Source organism: Arthrobacter sp. CJ23, assembly GCF_024741795.1.
Classification (GTDB): domain Bacteria; phylum Actinomycetota; class Actinomycetes; order Actinomycetales; family Micrococcaceae; genus Arthrobacter.
The window spans coordinates 3,818,234-3,836,826 of sequence record NZ_CP102950.1 but is presented as its reverse complement, the minus strand read 5'-3'; the positions used below and the strand labels follow the sequence as shown (position 1 = coordinate 3,836,826).

Sequence of the window (18,593 nt, the reverse complement as noted above, 5' to 3'; positions counted from 1 at the left end):
GAGAGGTACAACCTTGAACCACTTGCAGACTTCCATCGCGCCCAACGGCACCCTTTACCGGGATTTGAACCGCAACGGAGTGATGGATCCCTTCGAGGACCCATCACTCAGCCCGGAGGACCGGACAGCGGACCTCCTGCCTCGGCTTAGCCTCGAAGAGAAGGTGGGTCTGCTGTTCCACACAGTCATTGAGACTGGACCGGACGGGACCCTGTTGGAACACCCCGGAAACATCAGCAAATCGCCCACCACCGCCGTCGTGGTCCAGAAGTTCATGAATCATTTCAACGTGCACGCCCTGGGGACCCCACGGCAGGCGGCCCGCTGGAACAACGCCATCCAGAAACTCGCCGAATCGAACCCGCACGGCATACCGGTCACCATCTCCACGGACCCGAGGCACGCCTTCATTGAAAACACCGGCGTCTCTTTCAACGCGGGCCATTTCTCCCAGTGGCCCGAACCCATCGGCCTCGCCGCCACCGGCAGTGCAGAGCTGATCCGGCGGTTCGCCGACATCGCACGGCAGGAATACACCGCCGTCGGCATCCGTGCCGCGCTGCACCCAACGGTGGACCTTGCCACCGAACCGCGCTGGGGCCGTCAGGCCGGCACCTTCGGCCAGGACAAAGAGCAAACCTCGCAGTTCGCCGTCGAATACCTCAAGGGACTCCAAGGCGAGTCCCTTGGCCCGGGCTCTGTTGCCTGCACCACCAAGCACTTTCCCGGCGGCGGCCCCCAGCGCGACGGCGAAGACCCGCACTTCCCCTACGGCCGTGAGCAGGTCTACCCCGGGGGACGCTTCGAGGAGCACCTTGAACCCTTCCGGACCGCCATCGCCAACCACACCAGCGCCATCATGCCCTACTACGGAATGCCCGTCGGCCTCGAGCTCGACGGTGAACCCGTCGAAGAGGTCGGCTTCGGCTACAACCGGCAGATCATTACCGGGCTCCTGCGCGAAAAGCTCGGCTACGGCGGTGTGGTGCTCAGTGACTGGGAACTTGTCAATGACAATGTCGTGGGAGACAAAGTACTACCCGCCCGCGCTTGGGGGGTCGAGAACCTGACTGCAGCGGAACGCATGCAGAAAATCCTCAACGCCGGCGTGGACCAGTTCGGCGGGGAAGAGTGCACGGACTTGCTCCTTGGCCTGGTCCGTGATGGCATCGTCAGCGAAGAACGGATCGATGAATCCGCGCGCCGGCTGCTGCTGGTGAAGTTCCAACTGGGCCTCTTCGACAACCCCTACGTATCGGAGGACGCAGCGGCCGTCCTCGTCGGCAACGATGACTTCCGGGCTGAAGGGCACCGCGCCCAGGCACGTTCGGTGACCGTGCTGACTGACAAAGGAGCCGACGGAAGCCGCCTGCTGCCGCTCTCCGACAAGCCGCGCATCTATGTCGAAGGCCTCGACCCGGCAGCCCTGTCGGGCACAGGCACGCTCGTTGAAGCGCCCGAGGACGCCGACGTCGCAATCATCCGCCTCCATGCACCGTGGGAGCACAGGGAGGATCTGTTCCTTGAGGAGGGCTTCCATGCCGGCTCCCTGGACTTCCCGCCCGGGCTCATTTCGCGGCTGACGGCCCTTTCCAAGAAGGTGCCGTTGATCATTGACGTCCGTCTGGACCGCCCCGCGATCCTCACCCCGCTGACCCAATTCGCCAGCGCGCTGGTAGGCACTTTCGGCGTTTCCGACGCTGCGCTGTTGGACGCCCTCACGGGGAGGATTCTCCCGTGCGGCCGTCTGCCCTTCGAGTTGCCTTCCTCCATGGACGAGGTCCGCGCCTCGCGGCCCGATGTAGCATCCGACACTCCGTCACCGCTCTTCGCCAACGGGCACGGGCTGTCCCTGATCCGGGGCACCGACGCCGCCTATGACTGAACTCCGCGCTTCCTGGATCAGCGCCGCCGTGCACGAACAGGCCTGGCAGGAACTCTTCGATGGCTACCTCTCGCAAACAGTCCACGCACCCCCGCCCGCACGGTGAAATGCACCGTGAGGGGGCGCTAACAGCAACCTGGACATCACGTATCTGCCGCACATGCGTTCAAGTGCACCATGGCCGGGGAATAGCCTTGCCCTGGCCGACGTTGCAGCTGCACCAGTCAATACGAGAGAAATGAGACAACACCAGGTGGCCACCGATTACGACGAACTCCGTTCCGACGTCGCGGAATCCCAGAACACCTCGCTGCGGGCGGTGCAGTCGGCCAACGCCCCGGATGCCCGCAGTGTCGTGCGCGAGCTGGAGGAGGCCGATGCCTTCGAAGGGAGCGAGCTGCCCGGCGGCGAGTTCATCGCCGAGGAACTGATCTTCGCGGTGATCCCGCAGAAGGACGACGAGTTCACCTGCTATTCCTGCTTCTTGGTCCGCCACCGCTCCCAGCTCGCCCTGGAAAAGGACGGCCACGCCTACTGCCTGGACTGTGAAGGCTGACCCTTTTCCTCGGGCCAGTTCAGGGCTGCGGTCAGCTGCCGGCGAAGGCTACCTCGTCGCCGCCCCCGGGCGGCGGGAGGCCGAGATCCTGCCGCCGGTCCTCCTGGTCTGCGTGGACGGATCGGGCTGCCAGAACCGTCCGGTGTCGCGCTATCTAGCGGATGGGATTGCGCCTCCGGCGCCCGACCCGGGTCAGGCGGCAGACGTTCCGGTGGGGGACTCGATGGGGTGCCGGCTTAGGAAACGGGCAACCCCGCCGGCCACCGGAGCCGGGTCCAGGATCTGCAGGAGGTGCGAGGGCAGTTCGACCTCGAGCGCCTCCGCGCTGGCTGCAACCAGCCCTTGGTGGACTTCATGGAAGCCTGTCCAGCCGGCCTGCGGGTGGACGACCGAGAGTATCGGTGCTGAGATTTGGCCGACATCGGCAGGGCCGAACTGCCAGGTCTGGAGCGCACCTCCCTCGACGGCCAAGGCCGTGGGCGCGTCCTTGACCACTTGACCTGAGGCTCCGGGCAGCCTCTGGTCCAGGAGCTGCTGCCAGCCCGGCCCGAAGGCGCCGTCCAGCCAAGTGGTGGATGCCGCCTCGACGTCGCCGCTCGCGAATTGCTGCATGGCCTGGCCGATCACCGACGTGATCACGCCGGTGGCCTCAGATGACATGAAGAAGCCCAAGGGCGGCTCGAGCAGCGCCAGCGAGGCGAAGCGTTCGGGCGCGATGCGGCAGGCTTCGAGTGCCACGTTGGCACCGAAGGAGTGTCCCACGGCATGCGCAGCACCGATGCCGAGCTGATCCATGAGCCCGAGCAGCTCGAGAGCCAGATCGCCCATCGCAACCGGGGCCGGCCTCGGCTCCGAGGCACCGTAGCCCGAGCGGTGCGGAGCGATCAGCCGGAAGCCGGCCAGCTCCGGCCGGCCCAGGAGCGGCAGCATGCCGTCGGCAACGAATCCGGGATGGAGGAGCAGGACCGGTTCCCCAGCACCGGCCTCGTGGAACGAGATTCTCCGACCGTCGACAGTGGCCTCGTTCATTGCGGTCCCTCCTGAATCAGCAGTTGGCCCACGCAGCGTATATTTCCTTGGAACGAATGTCCATACCCGAATTGACTCATGGAGGAACCCTCCGCGTAGCCGCTGCCTGCTTAACGCAAGAGGACGACGGCGGGAGCCTCCCACCGTCGTCCTCTAGCGTTTTCCAGCGCGTGGCTTCCTCGAATGTGGGCGCCTTGGGAGCCTAGTTCTTGAGGCTGACCGTATACGTGTTGGGTCCGCTGCAGGTGACCGCGATGTGGTGCTTGGGAGCGTTCGCCCGTGCCGAAACATCGTTCACGACGGCGTCGAGAGTGTGGTCAACGGCTGAGCGGTCCCAGATTTTGAGCGTGACAGAGTGGGTGGTTTCGAACGTCATTATTCGGTACCTTCATTCAGATTCGGCCATGGCTCCGCGACGGTGCGGAGCCAGGAATTGGTCTTTCCATGATGCACAGCGCCGTACTAACGTCACAAGCGGAATGACGCGCACAGGCCCGTGAGACTCATCACAGCCACCCTTGGTGGTGCATGTGGCGCGGGCGCCCACAGCCGAGGAGACCATCATGACCACGCTGCCAAACCGCCCCAACACCGCCCTGCTGGTGATCGACGCCCAGAAGGGCGTCATGGCCGGTGTCCTCAGGCGCGACGCGGTGCTCGCCAACATCGGAACGCTTGTGGACAAGGCCCGCGGCGAGGGCATTCCGGTGGTGTGGGTCCAGCACTCCGACGAGCAGTTGGAGCTGGGCAGTGAGGCCTGGGAGTACGTCCCGGAGCTGGCGCGCCGGGAGCAGGAACCGCTGGTGCCGAAGACGTTCAGTGACGCCTTCGAGGACAGCCGGCTTGAGGACGTGCTCGCCGCAGCCGGGGTGGGACGCCTGGTGGTGGGCGGCGCACAGACGGATGAATGCATCCGGTCCACCATCCACGGTGCCCTGGTCCGCGGCTATGATGTGACGCTGGTCAGCGACGCGCACACCACGGAGGACCTGAGCGAGTGGGGCGCCCCGCCGCCGGAAATGGTCATCGCCCACACCAACCTCTACTGGCAAAACCAGGCGGCGCCCGGCCGCACCGCCGGGGTCACGGAGACCAAGGACGTGACGTTCTGATTAGAATCGAGCTAGTCGACTATTGAGGGAATCATGAAGAAACTCACCACCGTCCTGCTCGCTGCCGGACTCCTCGTCTCCGCTTCCGCCTGCTCCGCGACGAAGCTGACCACCGCGGAAACCTGCGATCGCGTCAAGAACGTCGTTTCCAGCTCCACGAGCGGCTCGGACAAGTACGCAATGACCCGCCTCGGCAACCAGATCCGGCCGATCGAAGCAGTGTCCTCGGACGAACTGCAGCCCGTACTGCAGGCCATCCTGGACTTCACGGACGAGTCCGCCAAGGACAGCCCGGATGCCGCGAAGCTCAAGGACCTACAGGCCGAGTACCAGAAGGCCGGCACCAAGTTCGGCCAGCTCTGCAGCTAAGGCGCCATTCCAACAGAAGACCTCCGTCCGGATTCGCTCCGGACGGGGGTCTTCTGCGTCTGCGACGTAGTCCCAGGCCGGCCGGCCACGTGAAGTGCACCGATTGAATTGTTGTCCGATGAAGGGGCGCGGGTTTATCCGCTTGCTGTGAGCTGATTTCGAGGTGCCGAAAGCGTGCTTACCGGTTGAGAAGGTAACCCCAGTCCATGGCCTTGTGGATGCTCTCATTGTTGAAGCCGGCGTGGGCATGCCTCAACTGCTGCATGCGCGCTTCCCCGGCCCCTGGTTCGTACCCAACGCTCCTCCAAGCGTCGTTGATTAAGGCGTCCGCCCGGACCAGGGCAGCGTTGATCTCGGCCTCGGCGTAGAGATCCCACAGGGTTTCATGGATGTTGATCCGCCCGAGGTCGTACTGACCCATGTGCTTGGAAAAGCGCCGATTGACGTAATGCAGGCGGTCGGCGCCACCGAACAGGAGCTCCCGGACGTGAAACTGCGATGCCGCTCTAAGGCGGAAGGTGCGGTCTTCGCCCCTCTCCACCTTGCGTTTGGCAGATCGGGACCGGCGCCCGATCAGCGCCCCCTGCAGCAGGGATCTAAGCAGCTGCCATCCGTTGTTCATAGGCGAAGCCTAGCTGCACCGACCATGGAGCCGGTCCCGGAGCGGGAAGCCATCCCGCTGGAACTGGAATCCAAGTCAGGAGCATTGCTTGACCCACGCTATAGCGAGCTACGTGATGTTCCGGGCGATGGCCTCACCCAGGATGCGCGCGCCCTCGGGGAATGCCCCGGGGTTCGGTCCCGCGTAGTTGAGCCGGATGAACGGGCCCGCGGCCTCGGCCGGGAACCATTCGGTGCCCGCGGCGATGATGACGCCGGCACTCTCGCAGTCGCGGGTCAGCCGCTCCAGGTCGGTTCCGTCGGGCAGGCGTGCCCAGAGGTTCAGCCCTCCCTTGGGGAGGTTGCTGATGTGGGCCTGCGGGGCGTGTTCGCGCAGGCTGGTGACCAGGAGGTCGCGCCGTGCCTGCAGCTGATGGCGGAGTCCGCGAAGGTGGGTCTGCCACCCGGGCTGCGTGACGACGTCGAGCGCTGCCGCCTGGAGGAGGCCGCTCACATACATGGACTCAGCCGCCTGGGCGGCGAGGATGCGTTCACGTGCCGGACCGCGGGCGATGACCCCGGCCACCCGGATGGCCGGGGAAACGCTCTTCGTCAACGAGCGCAGGTACACCACGTGGCCGGAGTCGTCCTGTGCGGCCAGGCAGATGGGGTTGGCGGTGATCCCGAAATCGTGTGCCCAGTCGTCTTCCACCAGGAAGGCCCCGTGCCGGCGCACCACGTCCAGGACCTCCTGGCCCCGCTGGGCGGACCACTGGGCCCCGGTGGGGTTCGCGAAGTTGGGCTGTGCGTAGAACATCCGCGCGCCGGTTTCCTCGAAGGCCCGGGCGAGCTCGACCGGATCGGGGCCGTCGGGCCCGCTGGGCACGGGGACCACGCGGACGCCGGCCTGCGACGCGGCCAGGATGGCGCCCCAATAGCTGGGGGATTCGATGAGCAGGGGCTGCCCGACGCCCACCAGTGCCCGGAAGATCGAGCTGAGGCCGCTCTGGCTGCCCGGCAGCACAATGACGTCGCTGGGCGTTGGCGGCATGACCCCCACCGGGGTTGCCGTGCCGAGTTCATGCGCGAACCACGACTGCAGCTCGGGAAGACCCGCCGCCGGTGGCCGGAACAGGGCGGCGTCACCCCGGGACGCCCGCGTGAGCGCCGCACGGACCAGGCGTTCCGGCAGGAGCTCCCGGGCCGGATAGCCCGAGTGGAACGCGATGACATCGTTCGCAGTGCTGCGCATCGCGGCGGAGGCCGGGCGCAGCGGGGCCTGCGGCGCCCGCAGCGCCGCCGTCTGCCAGCCGTAGTCCGAGGGGCGCGCGGTCCTCACGGCCCGCACAAACGTCCCGACGCCGGGCCGGCTCTCGATCAGTCCCTGCGTTGCGAGGACCTGCAGCGCCTTCTGCACCGTCACCGGGCTGGCCTGGTACTCGGCCACCAGGGACCGGGTGGACGGCAAGCGGGCCCCCGGTGCGGCGCCGGCGATCCATTCCTTCAGTCGCGCCACAATCCGGGAACTGCTATCGTTATTCATGAGAGACAATAGTAGCGCTACTACGCTGATTCGCCCAGTGGTATCGTCCAAGCCGGTCACCGGCCTGTGGTGGGGCCTTCTTGGAGTAGCGGCATTCTCCTTCACCGTTCCGTTCACCCGGGTTGCGGTGGGCGGGCTGTCGCCGCTCTTCATCGGCTCCGGCCGCGCCGTGCTGGCCGCGATCCTGGCGGCCTTTGCCCTCGCACTCACCCGGCAGCGGTTTCCGCACGGTGTGCAGTGGGCCAGGCTCGCGGTGGTTGCCGGCGGCATCGTCATCGGCTTCCCGCTGCTCACCTCCTACGCGCTCACCACCGTTCCTGCCAGCCACGGCGCCGTCGTCATTGCCCTGCTCCCGGCAGCGACGGCTACTGCCGTGGTCCTCCGCACCCGCGAACGCCCGCCACGGGCCTTCTGGGCCATGACCGCCGTGGGGGCCGTGGCGGCCATCGGCTTTGCGTTCATATCCGGCGGACCGGACCAGGCCGGCGGCTATGGACAATTCCACTCGGCGGACCTGCTGCTCCTCGGTGCCGTGGCGGCCGCCGCCATCGGCTATGCCGAAGGAGGGCTGCTGGCCCGCGAACTGGGCTCCTGGCAGACCGTCTCCTGGGCCCTCGTCATCGCGTCGCCGCTTATGGTCTGCCTGACGCTGCTCTCCCTGGCCCAGCAGCCGCCGGCCGCCACCCCGGTCCAGTGGGCAGCCTTTGCGTACCTGGGCATCGTCAGCATGTTCCTGGGGTTCTTCGCCTGGTACCGCGGCCTCGCTATCGGCCCCATGGCACAGGTCAGCCAGATCCAGCTCATCCAGCCGGTCCTGAGCATCTGCTGGGCCGGGCTCCTGCTGGGGGAGGCCCTCGGCTGGCCCACCCTCATCGGCGGCCTGGCCGTCATCCTCTGCGCCGGTGCCGCAGTCCGCGTACGGCTCAGGCCTGCGCCCGCGCCGCCCCGCATCTCCGCCGTAATGCCACTTGAGCCTGCAAAGGATTAGACCCATGTACATCCCAGCGCACTTCGCAGCCAGCACCGCCGCCATCCAGGACCTGCTCGCCCGGTCGGCCGCGGCCAACCTGGTCACCATGACCTCCCAGGGCCTGCTCGCCACCATGCTGCCCCTCATCCATGAGCCCTCCATTGGAGAACACGGAGCCCTGCACGGGCACCTGGCCCGGAACAACACGCAGTGGGCCGAGCCTGCCATCGGGGAATCACTCGCCATCATCCAAGGCCGGGACGACTACGTTTCGCCCTCCTGGTACGCCTCGAAGGCCGAACACGGACGCGTTGTCCCCACCTGGAACTACTCCACGGCCCACGTGTACGGCACCCTGGTGATCCACGACGACCCGGTGTGGCTCGGCAACCACGTGAGGCGGCTGAGCAACGTCCACGAAGCCCGGTTCGAGCGGCCGTGGTCCGTGGATGACGCACCGGAGCGCTTCATCGCGGGCCAGCTGCGCGCGATAGTCGGCGTCGAACTGCTCATCACGCGGATCGAGGCGAAGACCAAGCTCAGCCAGAACAGGAGCGAGGCCGACATCGACGGCGTGGTGGCCGGCCTGGGTGCCCAGGGCCGGGCCGAAAGCGCCGCCGACGTCGAACGGGCAAGGCCGAACAGGGCGGCCGTCCGGGGCTAGGGCGCGGCTGCAGTTACGGCGTACCCGTCGCCGGGCCCGTCACCGCGTCGTAGAAGGCTTGGGCTGCGGTGCCGGCGTCTGGACCATGGAGGCCGGCGGCGCGGGGAAGGGATCCGTGCGGTATAGCGGGGCGACGGCCAGCATGTAGTTGGCCCACTGCGGGCCGGCGAGCATGTACCCGTCAAGGTTCTTGTAGTGGTTGCCGTTGATGACCACGTCCCGGCCGAGCCGGCCCTGCCCCTCCAGGGCATCGCCGAAGAAGGAGGCGGTGGCGATGCCCCTGGTGTAGCCGACCACCCAGGTGGAGCCGTTGGTGTTGTTGGTACCGGTCTTGGCCGCGACGGGCGCCACGCTGTAGACCTTCGGATGGATCCAGTAGCCGGAGCCGACCTTCAGCATGTCCTGCAGCACGGAGTTGACGCCGCGGGCGACCTCGGGTTTGACGGCGGCCCGGCACTCGCTGGTCTGGGCCGGGAACTGCTGTCCGGACGAGTCCGTCACGGACGCAATGGCGATCGGGGCGCAGTACCGGCCATCGTTCGCGAACGTGGCGAAGGCGTTGGCCAGGACGAGCGGTGCCACGCCGATGGCGCCCAGCAGGTTGCCCAGCTGGTGCATGTTGATCTGTGCGTTGTCCAGGCCGCTGTGGAGGCCCACCGTGTCCACGATCTTCTGGATACCGCAGAAGTCCAGCTGCGCGGCCGAGGCGAACGTTGCGGTGTTGATGGAGTTGTAGAGGCCGTAGTTGACCGGCATGGGGCGGTAGTAGCCGAGGTCGTTGTTCTGCAGGTCCTCATCGGCGCCCAGCCCCGCGTTCTTCTGTGCCGTGCTGTAGCCGCCCAACACCTTGCCGCAGCTGGACCTCCACGGGAAGCCGACCGGGTACACGCGGCGGGACGCGTCCACCACGCCCGTGATGGACTTGCCCTCGTTGAGCCACTCCGCGAAGGTGAAGGGCTTCATGGTGGATCCGGGCTGGAAGCCGCCGGCGCCGTTGAGGTCGTTGCCGTTGGCGTCCTTGGAATCCACGTTGAAGTTCAGCTGGGTGTCGAACTTCCCCGGCTCGGGCAGGTACACGGTGTTTTGCACCATGGCGAGGATCCGGCCCGTGCCTGGCTCAATCGAGACCATGGACGAACCCCACTTGTCAGGATTCGCGCCCGCCGTCGCGTCCACCTGCGCCTGGGCCACCGGCTGAAGGCGGCTGTCCAGTGTGGTGGTGATGGTCAGGCCGCCGCGGTAGAGGAAGTTGTTCCGTTCCGAGAGGGAGACCCCATAGACGGGGTTGTTGAGGATCAGGTGGGCCACGTAGTCGCAGAAGTAAACCGCCATCACTGCGTTGGCGCAGCCCTGCCTCGCGGGCGTGATCTTGAGGTCGACGCCGGTGGCGATGGCGGCGTCGTACTCTGCTTGCTGGATCATGCCCTGCTCAAGCATGTCGTTCAGCACGCGGTTGCGGCGGCTCAGCGAGAGCTCGGGATTGACGGCGGGGTTGTAGAGGCTGGGGCTGTTCACCAGGCCGGCGAGCAGGGCCGACTGCGGCAGGGTGAGGTCCTTGGCAGACGTGCTGAAGAAATAGCGGGCCGCGGCCTCAATCCCGTAGGCGTCCCGGTTAAAGAACACAATGTTGAGGTATCCCTCAAGGATCTGGTCCTTGGTGTATCGCTTTTCGAGTTCCAGGGCGAGCTTGATTTCGCGGACTTTGTCGCCCACGGATTTCTGCCCGCTCAGCACCACCAGATCACCCCTGTCGGCTGAAATCCGCGATTCGTTGAGCACATTGGTGACATATTGCTGCGTCAGCGTCGAGGCACCCTGCCTGCCCTTTCCCGTGAGGTTGTAACTCAGCGCCCGGACAATTCCCTGGGTATCCACTCCGTTGTGCTCGTAAAAGCGGCGGTCCTCGACGGCGACAATCGCCTGCCTGACATAGGGCGATATTTGGTCAAGGGAAACTTTGATGCGGTTCTCCGCATAGAAACTGGCGATCAGCTGGCCGTCAGAGGCAAGGACCTTTGTTGACTGCGCCGGCGCATTGACCTCAAGTTCGGCAGGAAGACCCTCAAAAAAAGAAACGGAAGTTCCCACCGTGGCTTGCGTAAAAGCGACGGCCGGAAGCATCAGGCTGGCGGCCAGAACACCGCAAAGCGCACTCACTATGAAAAAGCCGATCACCCCGCCAAGGGTTGCGGCAAGACCAAGTCTCGGTCGGTTCTTTCGCGCCATCTTTTCCCGCTATCACGAGTCCGACGATGCTTTAGAATACGCCGGAATTCCGCTTTGTAGATAGCGCCGGGCCGGGCAGTAGCGGACCGGCCCGGGCCGGTGCACACTTAGCGTGTGAAGCCGTTTGTCCTGCTTGCATCCCGTGCCCAGGATGCCGCCGCCGAGGAAGAATACCGGGCATATCTGCGCTTTGGCGGACTGGCTCCGGAACGGCTGGAACGCATCCGGATGGAAGCCGCTCCCTTGCCGGAACTCGATCTGCAGGACTATTCCGGCGTGATCGTGGGCGGCAGCCCATTCACCTCCAGCGACCCGCCGGAGCACAAAAGCGAGACGCAGCAGCGCGTGGAGTCCGAGTTGGCCCGGCTGCTGGACCGGATCGTGGCAGCCGACTTCCCGTTCCTCGGCGCCTGCTACGGCGTCGGAACCCTCGGCCTGCACCAGGGCGCCGTGATTGACCGGACGTACGGCGAAGGCCTCGGCAGCGTGACCATCAAGCTCACCGCCGAGGGCGTCCGTGACCCGCTCCTGAACGGCCTGTCCGAACGGTTCATCGCGTTCACCGGCCACAAGGAGGCCTGCACCGTCCTGCCCGCCAACGCCGTGCTTCTGGCGAGCTCGGCAGCCTGCCCCGTGCAGATGTTCCGCATCAAGGAGAACCTCTACGCCACCCAGTTCCATCCGGAGCTCGACGCCGAAGGGCTCGTCACCCGGATCGACACCTACCGCCACTCCGGCTACTTCCCGCCCGAGCAGGCGGAACAGCTGATGGCGGACGCCCGCAGGTTCACGGCCACCGAGCCGATGAAGATCCTCCGGAACTTCACCGCTCGGTACGCGCGCTGAGGGGGGCGTTGAGGGGGAAAGATACGGCATGGCCAAGCTCATCTACTCAGGCATCACGTCCCTGGACGGCTACATTGCCGACGCCGACGGCAACGGCGTGGTCTACCTCCGCTACGCGGCTTAGCCCATGGTCGCGGTGTCGATCACGAAGCGGTACCGCACATCCGAGGCGAGCACCCGCTCGTAGGCCTCGTTGATCTTGCTGGCCGGGATGACCTCGATCTCCGCTCCCAGGCCGTGCTCGGCACAGAAATCGAGCATCTCCTGGGTTTCGCGGATGCCGCCGATCGCCGATCCGGCGAAGGAGCGGCGTCCCAGGATCAGCGAGAACACGTTGACCGGGAGCGGTTCCGCGGGAGCGCCGACGTTCACCAGGGCACCGTCGAGGGAGAGCAGCTGCAGGTAGGAGCTGATGTCGATCGGGGCGCTGACGGTGTTGATGATCAGGTCGAAGGTGCCCGCGAGCGTCTCGAAAGTGCCGGCGTCGCTGGTGGCGTAGAAGTGGTCCGCGCCCAGCTGCAAGCCGTCTTCCATCTTCTTCAGCGACTGGGACAGCACGGTAACCTCGGCGCCCATGGCGTGTGCGATCTTGACGGCCATGTGGCCGAGTCCGCCGAGCCCGACGACGGCAACCTGCTTGCCGGCGCCGGCACCCCAGTGCCGCAAGGGGGAGTAGGTGGTGATGCCCGCGCACAGCAGGGGAGCGGCGACGTCCAGCTCCAGGGCATCCGGGATCCGGACCACGAAGTGCTCGGTGACCACCACGTGGGTGGAGTAGCCGCCCTGGGTGACCGTGCCGTCGCGGTCCACCGCGCCGTAGGTGCCGGTCATGCCGGCCAGGCAGTACTGCTCCTCGCCCTTCTTGCAGTTGGCGCATTCCCGGCAGGAGTTGACCATGCAGCCCACGCCCACCCGGTCGCCGAGCTTGTGGCGGGTGACCTCGGAACCGAGCCCGATGACGATGCCCGCGATCTCGTGGCCGGGGGCCAGCGGGTACTGCTGCGGTCCCCAGTCGCCGCGGACGGTGTGGATGTCCGAGTGGCAGATGCCGGCGAACTTGATCTCAATCAGGACGTCGTGCGGGCCGACGTCGCGGCGTTCAACGGTGGTGGGGACGAGGTCTTCCATGGCGGACGGGGCGGCGTAGGCGTTGGCGGTAAGCATGGTTCTCCAGAGTTCGTGGGTGGCTTTTCGTGTCTGTCTTCAAGAAAACAGGAACCCTTCCCGCAGCGGGAGTCCCTGTTGGTCCGGGTACTGGCAGAACCCCTTGGGGTCCGGCCGGCTGTTCAGCCCCGCCGGGAGGGGCGCAGCGTCAGGCTGGCAGCGGTGGTCAGGATCAGCAGCCCGACGGCGGCCAGCAGGCTGATGCGGAGCCCGTCCGGGAAGCCGTGGTGGGCGATGAGCGTCCCGAAGACCGCGATGGCCAGGGCGCCGCCCAGTTGCCGGCAGGTGTTCAGGCCGCCGCTTGCCGCCCCGGCGCGCCGGGCCGGGACGCTGTCCAGGAGCACCGCCGTCATGGGCGGGATGGACAGCGAACCACCCAGCCCCACCGGGATCATGAGCACTGCCAGCGTTGCCGTGGGCGCCTCCGCCGCCGCCAAGGCGATGGCCAGGAGGCCTGCCGCCATGAGGGCCTGCCCGACGGCGATGGGCACCTTGGGCCCGTACCGTGCGGCGATCCTGGCCGAGAGCAGGTTGCTGAAGGCGACCAGTGCCGTCATCGGCAGGAACACCAGGCCGGTCTCCAAAGCGGACAGGCCCCTGTCCTGCTGGAGGTACAGGCTGAGCAGGAACACCATGCCGTAGAAGGCCACGGTGAAGGCGAAGCCCACGGACATGGACACCGCCACGGGCCTGGAACGGAACATGTCCAGGGGCAGCATCGGCTGGGAACCGCGGGACTGGGAAAGCAGGAAGGCGAGCAGGGCCGCCGTCGCGATCCCCAAAGCGAGCAGCACCTGCGGTGCATCGAAGCCCACGGCGCCGCCCTCGATCACCCCGTACGTCAGCGCCCCCATGCCGAGGATCGCGGTCGCCTGGCCGGTCCAGTCGAAGGGGACAGCCTGCCCGGGGGAGCGGGGGATGCGGCTGAGCAGGAACAGGGCCAGTAGGCCGACGGGCAGGTTGATGAAGAAGATGGAGCGCCAGCTGGACAGGGCCAGGAAACCGCCCAGCACGGGGCCGGCCGCCGAGGCGACGGCCCCGCCCACCGACCAGACGGCGATGGCGCGGGCGCGCCGGACCGGGTCCGGGAATGCCTCGCGGATCAGGGCGAGGGATGCCGGCATCATCAGCGCCGCTCCTGCGCCTTGCAGGAAGCGGGCCGCCACGAGCCAGCCGAGCGAGGGGGCCAGCGCGCAGGCGGCCGAGGCGGCGACGAAGACCAGGAGCCCGGCGCCGAAGCCCTGGCGGGCGCCGATCCGGTCCGAGAGCGTTCCGCCGAAGAGCAGCAGGGCGGCGAACATGAGTGTGTAGCTGTCCAGGACCCACTGCAGCCCGGTCATGCCGCCGCCCAGTTCCTGGCCGATCACGGGCAAGGCAACGTTGACCACCAGGGCGTCGAGCGTGATGACGAAGAAGCCCAGCAGTGCGACGGCCAAGGCCGGGCCGGGGGCGTGGGCGGCCACTGCCGTGGCCGGCGCTGCTCCAGATGCGGGCGGACGGCGGAACGTGAGGGAGGTGGGCACGGGCGCTACTCCTGGGCTGCCGTGGTTTGGCCCTCTTGGCAGATTTCCTTGAGGGTGACGATGGCGGACATGGCATTCGGCCATCCCGTGTAGAAGGCGAGGTGGGTGATGGCTTCGATGAGTTCCTCGGGGGTAAGCCCGTTGGCGAGGGCGCGGCGCAGATGGGATGCCTGCTGGCCGGTGCGGTAGAGCGACACCAGGGCGGAAACCGTGACGAGGCTGCGGTCGCGGGGAGAGAGGCCGGGACGTTCCCAGACGTCGCCGAACAGGACGTCGTCGGTGAGCTGGACCAGCTTCGGTGCGAAGTCGCCGATGAGCTGCTGGGCCGGCGAAAGGGTGGTTTCGGTCATGGTGGTTCTCCTGGACGTGGCTTGTTGGGTCCTCTGCGTGGGGTCACCATCCAGAAAACGCTCCTGCGTCCCTGCGTGGGAGATCCTGTTGATACAGGTACCAGCAGGACCTCCCGCCAGCCTAGGAAAGCCTCTAGCGTTGACAGCGTGGACAACCGCAATGAGATTCGTGAGTTCCTGGCGTCCCGGCGGGCCAGGATCAGCCCGGACCAGGCCGGGCTGCCTGCCTATGGTGGGAACCGCCGCGTGCCCGGGCTTCGCCGCGAGGAGGTGGCCCTCCTGGCCGGTGTGAGCGTTGACTACTACATCCGCCTCGAGCGGGGGAACCTGGGCGGCGTCTCCGAAAGCGTGCTGGAAGCACTCGCCCGGGCGCTGCAACTCGATGAGGCCGAGCATGCCCACCTGTTCGACCTCGCCCGGGCTGCGGGCACCACCACCGCGCCGCGCCGGGCTCCCCGGCAGCAGCGGATCCGGCCCAGCGTGCAGTTCACCCTGGACGCGATCACGGGCGCAGCGGCGTTCGTGCGCAACGGACGCCTGGACATCCTCGGCGCGAACAAGCTGGGCGAAGCCCTGTATTCGGACCTTTACAGCGATCCGCAGAGGCCTGTGAACCATGCCCGGTTCACCTTCCTCAATCCCCGCGCCGCCGCGTTCTACCCGGACTGGAACCGTGCGGCCAACGACACTGTGGCGATCCTGCGCGCTGAGTCCGGCCGCGACCCCTACGACCGCGGCCTGACTGACCTGGTGGGTGAGCTCTCGATGCGCAGCGAGGAATTCCGCACCCGCTGGGCGGCACACAATGTGCGCCAGCACCGCACCGGGCTCAAGCACTTCCACCACCCCGTGGTGGGTGACGTCCACTTCATGTTCGAGGCGCTGGACCTTGCAGCCGACCCCGGACTCTCAATGCTGATCTACACCGCCGAACCCGGCTCGGCCACCGAGGAAAAGCTGCGGCTCCTGGGCAGCTGGGCCGCGACGCAGCCACAGCAATCCCAGCCCCTCGAAAAGGCAAGCAGCACCGACGAAGCCTGACGCCGCCGTCGGGCCCCAAAACCGCCGAAGAAAGAGATCACATGGAAATCCAAGCCAAGACGCCCAGCAACGGGGGACCCGCGGAGCTGCTGTTCACTGGCGAGGCCGGGCCGGAAACCGAGGGGGGAAACCACCTCAGCGAGGCGGAATACGGCGGGAACCAGGAGGCCTGACATGCAGGAACCGGCCGGCGCCGGGCGCATGGACCATCGGAACGAGATCCGTGAGTTCCTGGCATCCCGGCGGGCCAGAATCAGCCCGGACCAGGCCGGGCTGCCCGCCTACGGCGGGAACCGGCGCGTGCCGGGGCTCCGCCGGGAGGAGGTCGCCATGCTGGCGGGGTGAGCATCGACTACTACATCCGCCTGGAGCGCGGGAACCTGGGAGGCGTCTCCGAAAGCGTGCTGGACGCCCTGTCCCGGGCGCTGTACCTGGACGAGGCCGAGCACGGTCACCTGTTCGACCTCGCCCGGACCGCGGGAATGTCCGCGCAGCCCCGGCGCCGGCCGGCCCCGCAGCACGTTCGGCCGACCGTGCAGCGGATCCTCGACGCGATGACCGATGTCCCGGCGTTCGTCCGCAACGGGCGCCGGGACATCCTAACCGCCAACCGGCTGGGCCTCGCCCTCTACTCGGAGCTGTACATCGACCCGGTGCGGCCGGTGAACATCGCGCGGTCCGTGTTCCTGAGCCCACGCGCCCAGGACTTCTCCCCGGACTGGGCCGGTGCCGCCACCGATCTGGCCGCCAGCCTGCGCCCTGAAGCTCCTCGCGAGCTGGGCGGCTACTTCTTCGCCAGGAACCCCAGCAGCGCCTCGTTGATCTCGGCGCCGTGCGTCCACAGCAGGCCGTGCGGGGCGCCGTCGATCTCCACATACTCGGCGTCGGGCAGGGCCTCGGCGAACCGGCGGCCGGTGATGTCGATGGGGAGGATCCTGTCCTCTGTGCCGTGCACGATCAGGGCGGGCACGTCGATCTTGGGGATGTCGGCACGGAAGTCCGTGAGCCATGTCGGCTGGGCTGCCACCGAGGCGAAGGCCCCGGACTGGGCCGCGAGGTTCCAGCTGGCGTTGACCGCTTCCTGGCTGAGCCGCGGCGTTCCCAGGAAGGCGTTGCTGTTGTAGAAGTTGCCGAAGAACTCCGTGAAGAAGGCGTAACGGTCCGCCGTGACGGCCGCGGTGAGGCCATCGAATACGGACTGCGGAACGCCGGCGGGGTTGTCCTCGGTCTGCAGAAGGAACGGTTCCAGGGACGCGAGGAACACGGCCTTGGCCACACGGGCCGAGCCGTACGTGCCGAGGTAGCGGCCAACCTCGCCGGTGCCCATGGAGAAGCCCGCCAGCACGGCGTCGTTCAGGTCCAGGGATTCCAGCAGCGTGTTGAGGTCCGCGGCGAAGGTGTCGTAGTCGTAGCCGAGCGTCGGCTTGCTGGACTTGCCGAAGCCGCGGCGGTCGTAGGTGATGACGCGGTAGCCGGCGCCGAGCAGGGCAGCCGTCTGCTTTTCCCAGGATGAGCCGTCCAGCGGGTAGCCGTGGATGAGCACCACCGCCTGGCCGCTGCCGTGGTCCTCGTAGTAGAGCTCGATCTCGGTGCTGTTTTCGTTTCCGACGGTGATGTAAGCCATGTCGGCGGTCCTTTCGACGCTGTGGGTGTGATCGATCTGTGGCGCTGACATCCACTATAGGGAGGGCGGGGGCTTGCCGGTCGCCGCTTCCATCGGGCGATTCTCGCTTGTGCTCCAGCTGGTGAGGAAATCGAGTTGCTCCTGGGCGTGGCTTCCCGGCTCGGCAGTGTAGGCGACCAGCGTCAAACCTTCTCCGGGGATTTCGAGTGCGTCGCCGGTGAGCTCGATGTCGCCCACGAGCGGGTTGCGGAGTGACTTGCGGGCCGAACGGTGGAAGCGGACGTTGTGCCGTGCCCAGCGTGTGGAGAACTCCGTGCTTCCGGTGGCGAGGTCACCGATGAGGCTGTTCAACTCCCGGTCGCGGGGGTTGCGGCCCGCTTCGGTGCGCAACGCGGCCGCAAGGTCATCCGCGAGGGTGTCCCATTCGAGAAAGAAGTCTTGGGAGCGGGGGTCGAGGAACATGAACCGTGCGAGGTTCAGCGGCAGGGTGCCGGGGCTGAGGATGCCGGCATAGAGGGCGAAGCAGACGCTGTTGGCGGCCACGATGTCCATGCGTGAGTTGCGGACGTATGCGGGCGTGCCCGTCATCCCGGCCAGGATCCGTTGAACGCTGGGGCGCACTTCTGCCCGGGCCCGGCGTGTTCCCGATGCCCGCGACGGCCCGGCGGCCTTGGCCAGGTCGAGCAAGTGGGCCCGTTCGGCCTCGTCGAGCTGGAGGGCGCCGGCGAGAGACTCGAGGACACTCTCGGAGACTCCCCGGAGGTTCCCCCGTTCGAGCCGTGCATAGTATTCCGTGCTGACGCCGGTGAGCATGGCCACTTCCTCGCGCTTGAGTCCGGCCACCCTCCTCGTCCCGCCGTAGGCGGGCAGCCCGGCTTGGGCGGCAGTGATGCGCGAGCGCCGGCTCATGAGGAACTCGCGGACATCTTTGCTGTTGTCCATGCGTCTACGCTACGACGGCCCTGCCCTGCCTAACAGGAACTGGCAGTACACCGCACAACAGGCACTCCCACGCGCAGTACTGGACTGCTTTTCTTGAAGGAGTCCACCTCGTGGCGGCGTCCCCGCCGCTGCGCCACGCCCAAAGGAGC

General features: G+C 67.0%; 19 protein-coding genes and 1 pseudogene. 10 read left to right on the top strand and 10 right to left on the bottom strand.

The features are described from left to right. Window positions 1-13: 13 nt before the first annotated feature. Both NVV90_RS17275 and NVV90_RS17270 read left to right on the top strand, forming a co-directional pair. Entirely contained in the window at window positions 14-1,885 is a 1,872-nt protein-coding gene (locus NVV90_RS17275; RefSeq protein WP_258438471.1) for a glycoside hydrolase family 3 protein, read from the top strand. Between the two features lie 253 nt (window positions 1,886-2,138). Then, on the top strand, window positions 2,139-2,441 hold the full coding sequence (locus NVV90_RS17270; RefSeq protein WP_258441222.1) for a DUF4193 domain-containing protein: 303 nt from the start codon (window positions 2,139-2,141) through the stop codon (window positions 2,439-2,441). Window positions 2,442-2,633: 192 nt separating this feature from the next. On the opposite strand, the gene NVV90_RS17265 is transcribed toward NVV90_RS17270, so the two are convergent. Further along, window positions 2,634-3,470: an alpha/beta fold hydrolase gene (locus tag NVV90_RS17265; protein WP_258438470.1), complete on the bottom strand. Its 837-nt coding sequence runs from the start codon at window positions 3,468-3,470 to the stop codon at window positions 2,634-2,636. Between the two features lie 202 nt (window positions 3,471-3,672). Then, window positions 3,673-3,846 carry a hypothetical protein gene (locus NVV90_RS17260; protein ID WP_258438469.1) on the bottom strand — a complete coding sequence of 58 codons (174 nt, stop codon included), beginning with the start codon at window positions 3,844-3,846 and terminating at the stop codon, window positions 3,673-3,675. 187 nt (window positions 3,847-4,033) lie between these two features. On the opposite strand from NVV90_RS17260, the gene NVV90_RS17255 reads away from it, so the two are divergent. Both NVV90_RS17255 and NVV90_RS17250 read left to right on the top strand, forming a co-directional pair. Next, entirely contained in the window at window positions 4,034-4,582 is a 549-nt protein-coding gene (locus NVV90_RS17255) for a cysteine hydrolase family protein (RefSeq protein WP_258438468.1), read from the top strand. A 33-nt stretch (window positions 4,583-4,615) separates the two neighbouring features. Then, on the top strand, window positions 4,616-4,951 hold the full coding sequence (locus NVV90_RS17250; protein ID WP_258438467.1) for a hypothetical protein: 336 nt from the start codon (window positions 4,616-4,618) through the stop codon (window positions 4,949-4,951). Between the two features lie 178 nt (window positions 4,952-5,129). Here the strand turns inward: NVV90_RS17250 and NVV90_RS17245 are convergent, their stop codons facing one another. Then, a complete protein-coding gene (locus NVV90_RS17245) occupies window positions 5,130-5,573 on the bottom strand; it encodes a hypothetical protein (RefSeq protein WP_258438466.1) in 444 nt (147 codons plus the stop codon). 108 nt (window positions 5,574-5,681) lie between these two features. Further along, window positions 5,682-7,094, bottom strand: coding sequence for a PLP-dependent aminotransferase family protein (locus NVV90_RS17240; protein WP_258438465.1), 1,413 nt, complete (start codon window positions 7,092-7,094; stop codon window positions 5,682-5,684). Here NVV90_RS17240 and NVV90_RS17235 point away from each other — a divergent pair. Together NVV90_RS17235 and NVV90_RS17230 are read left to right on the top strand one after the other, a co-directional pair. Continuing rightward, window positions 7,093-8,082: a DMT family transporter gene (locus tag NVV90_RS17235; protein ID WP_258438464.1), complete on the top strand. Its 990-nt coding sequence runs from the start codon at window positions 7,093-7,095 to the stop codon at window positions 8,080-8,082. The two genes, NVV90_RS17240 and NVV90_RS17235, sit on opposite strands and share 2 nt — an antisense overlap. Window positions 8,083-8,086: 4 nt before the next feature. Beyond that, window positions 8,087-8,728, top strand: coding sequence for an FMN-binding negative transcriptional regulator (locus NVV90_RS17230; protein ID WP_258438463.1), 642 nt, complete (start codon window positions 8,087-8,089; stop codon window positions 8,726-8,728). A gap of 39 nt (window positions 8,729-8,767) precedes the next feature. On the opposite strand, the gene NVV90_RS17225 is transcribed toward NVV90_RS17230, so the two are convergent. Next, complete coding sequence (locus NVV90_RS17225) at window positions 8,768-10,954, bottom strand: transglycosylase domain-containing protein (RefSeq protein ID WP_258438462.1); 2,187 nt, start codon at window positions 10,952-10,954, stop codon at window positions 8,768-8,770. 114 nt (window positions 10,955-11,068) lie between these two features. Between NVV90_RS17225 and NVV90_RS17220 the strand changes: the two genes are divergently transcribed. Next, window positions 11,069-11,800 (top strand): glutamine amidotransferase, encoded by a 732-nt coding sequence (locus NVV90_RS17220; protein WP_258438461.1) that lies wholly within the window; start codon window positions 11,069-11,071, stop codon window positions 11,798-11,800. A gap of 120 nt (window positions 11,801-11,920) precedes the next feature. On the opposite strand, the gene NVV90_RS17215 is transcribed toward NVV90_RS17220, so the two are convergent. The 3 genes from NVV90_RS17215 to NVV90_RS17205 form a co-directional block, all read right to left on the bottom strand. Beyond that, window positions 11,921-12,964 carry an NAD(P)-dependent alcohol dehydrogenase gene (locus NVV90_RS17215; RefSeq protein WP_258438460.1) on the bottom strand — a complete coding sequence of 348 codons (1,044 nt, stop codon included), beginning with the start codon at window positions 12,962-12,964 and terminating at the stop codon, window positions 11,921-11,923. 122 nt (window positions 12,965-13,086) lie between these two features. Beyond that, complete coding sequence (locus NVV90_RS17210; protein ID WP_258438459.1) at window positions 13,087-14,487, bottom strand: MFS transporter; 1,401 nt, start codon at window positions 14,485-14,487, stop codon at window positions 13,087-13,089. A gap of 5 nt (window positions 14,488-14,492) precedes the next feature. Continuing rightward, window positions 14,493-14,837 (bottom strand): carboxymuconolactone decarboxylase family protein, encoded by a 345-nt coding sequence (locus NVV90_RS17205; RefSeq protein WP_258438458.1) that lies wholly within the window; start codon window positions 14,835-14,837, stop codon window positions 14,493-14,495. A 147-nt stretch (window positions 14,838-14,984) separates the two neighbouring features. On the opposite strand from NVV90_RS17205, the gene NVV90_RS17200 reads away from it, so the two are divergent. The 3 genes and pseudogenes from NVV90_RS17200 to NVV90_RS17190 all read left to right on the top strand — a co-directional run. Next, window positions 14,985-15,878, top strand: coding sequence for a helix-turn-helix transcriptional regulator (locus NVV90_RS17200; RefSeq protein WP_258438457.1), 894 nt, complete (start codon window positions 14,985-14,987; stop codon window positions 15,876-15,878). Window positions 15,879-15,919: 41 nt separating this feature from the next. Beyond that, window positions 15,920-16,051 (top strand): hypothetical protein, encoded by a 132-nt coding sequence (locus tag NVV90_RS17195; protein WP_258438456.1) that lies wholly within the window; start codon window positions 15,920-15,922, stop codon window positions 16,049-16,051. A gap of 28 nt (window positions 16,052-16,079) precedes the next feature. Further along, window positions 16,080-16,651, top strand: a pseudogene (locus NVV90_RS17190) (helix-turn-helix transcriptional regulator); the annotation flags it as partial. Between the two features lie 11 nt (window positions 16,652-16,662). Here the strand turns inward: NVV90_RS17190 and NVV90_RS17185 are convergent. Both NVV90_RS17185 and NVV90_RS17180 read right to left on the bottom strand, forming a co-directional pair. Beyond that, window positions 16,663-17,502 (bottom strand): alpha/beta fold hydrolase, encoded by an 840-nt coding sequence (locus NVV90_RS17185; protein ID WP_258438455.1) that lies wholly within the window; start codon window positions 17,500-17,502, stop codon window positions 16,663-16,665. 54 nt (window positions 17,503-17,556) lie between these two features. Continuing rightward, on the bottom strand, window positions 17,557-18,444 hold the full coding sequence (locus NVV90_RS17180; protein WP_258438454.1) for a helix-turn-helix transcriptional regulator: 888 nt from the start codon (window positions 18,442-18,444) through the stop codon (window positions 17,557-17,559). Between the last annotated feature and the right edge of the window lie 149 nt (window positions 18,445-18,593).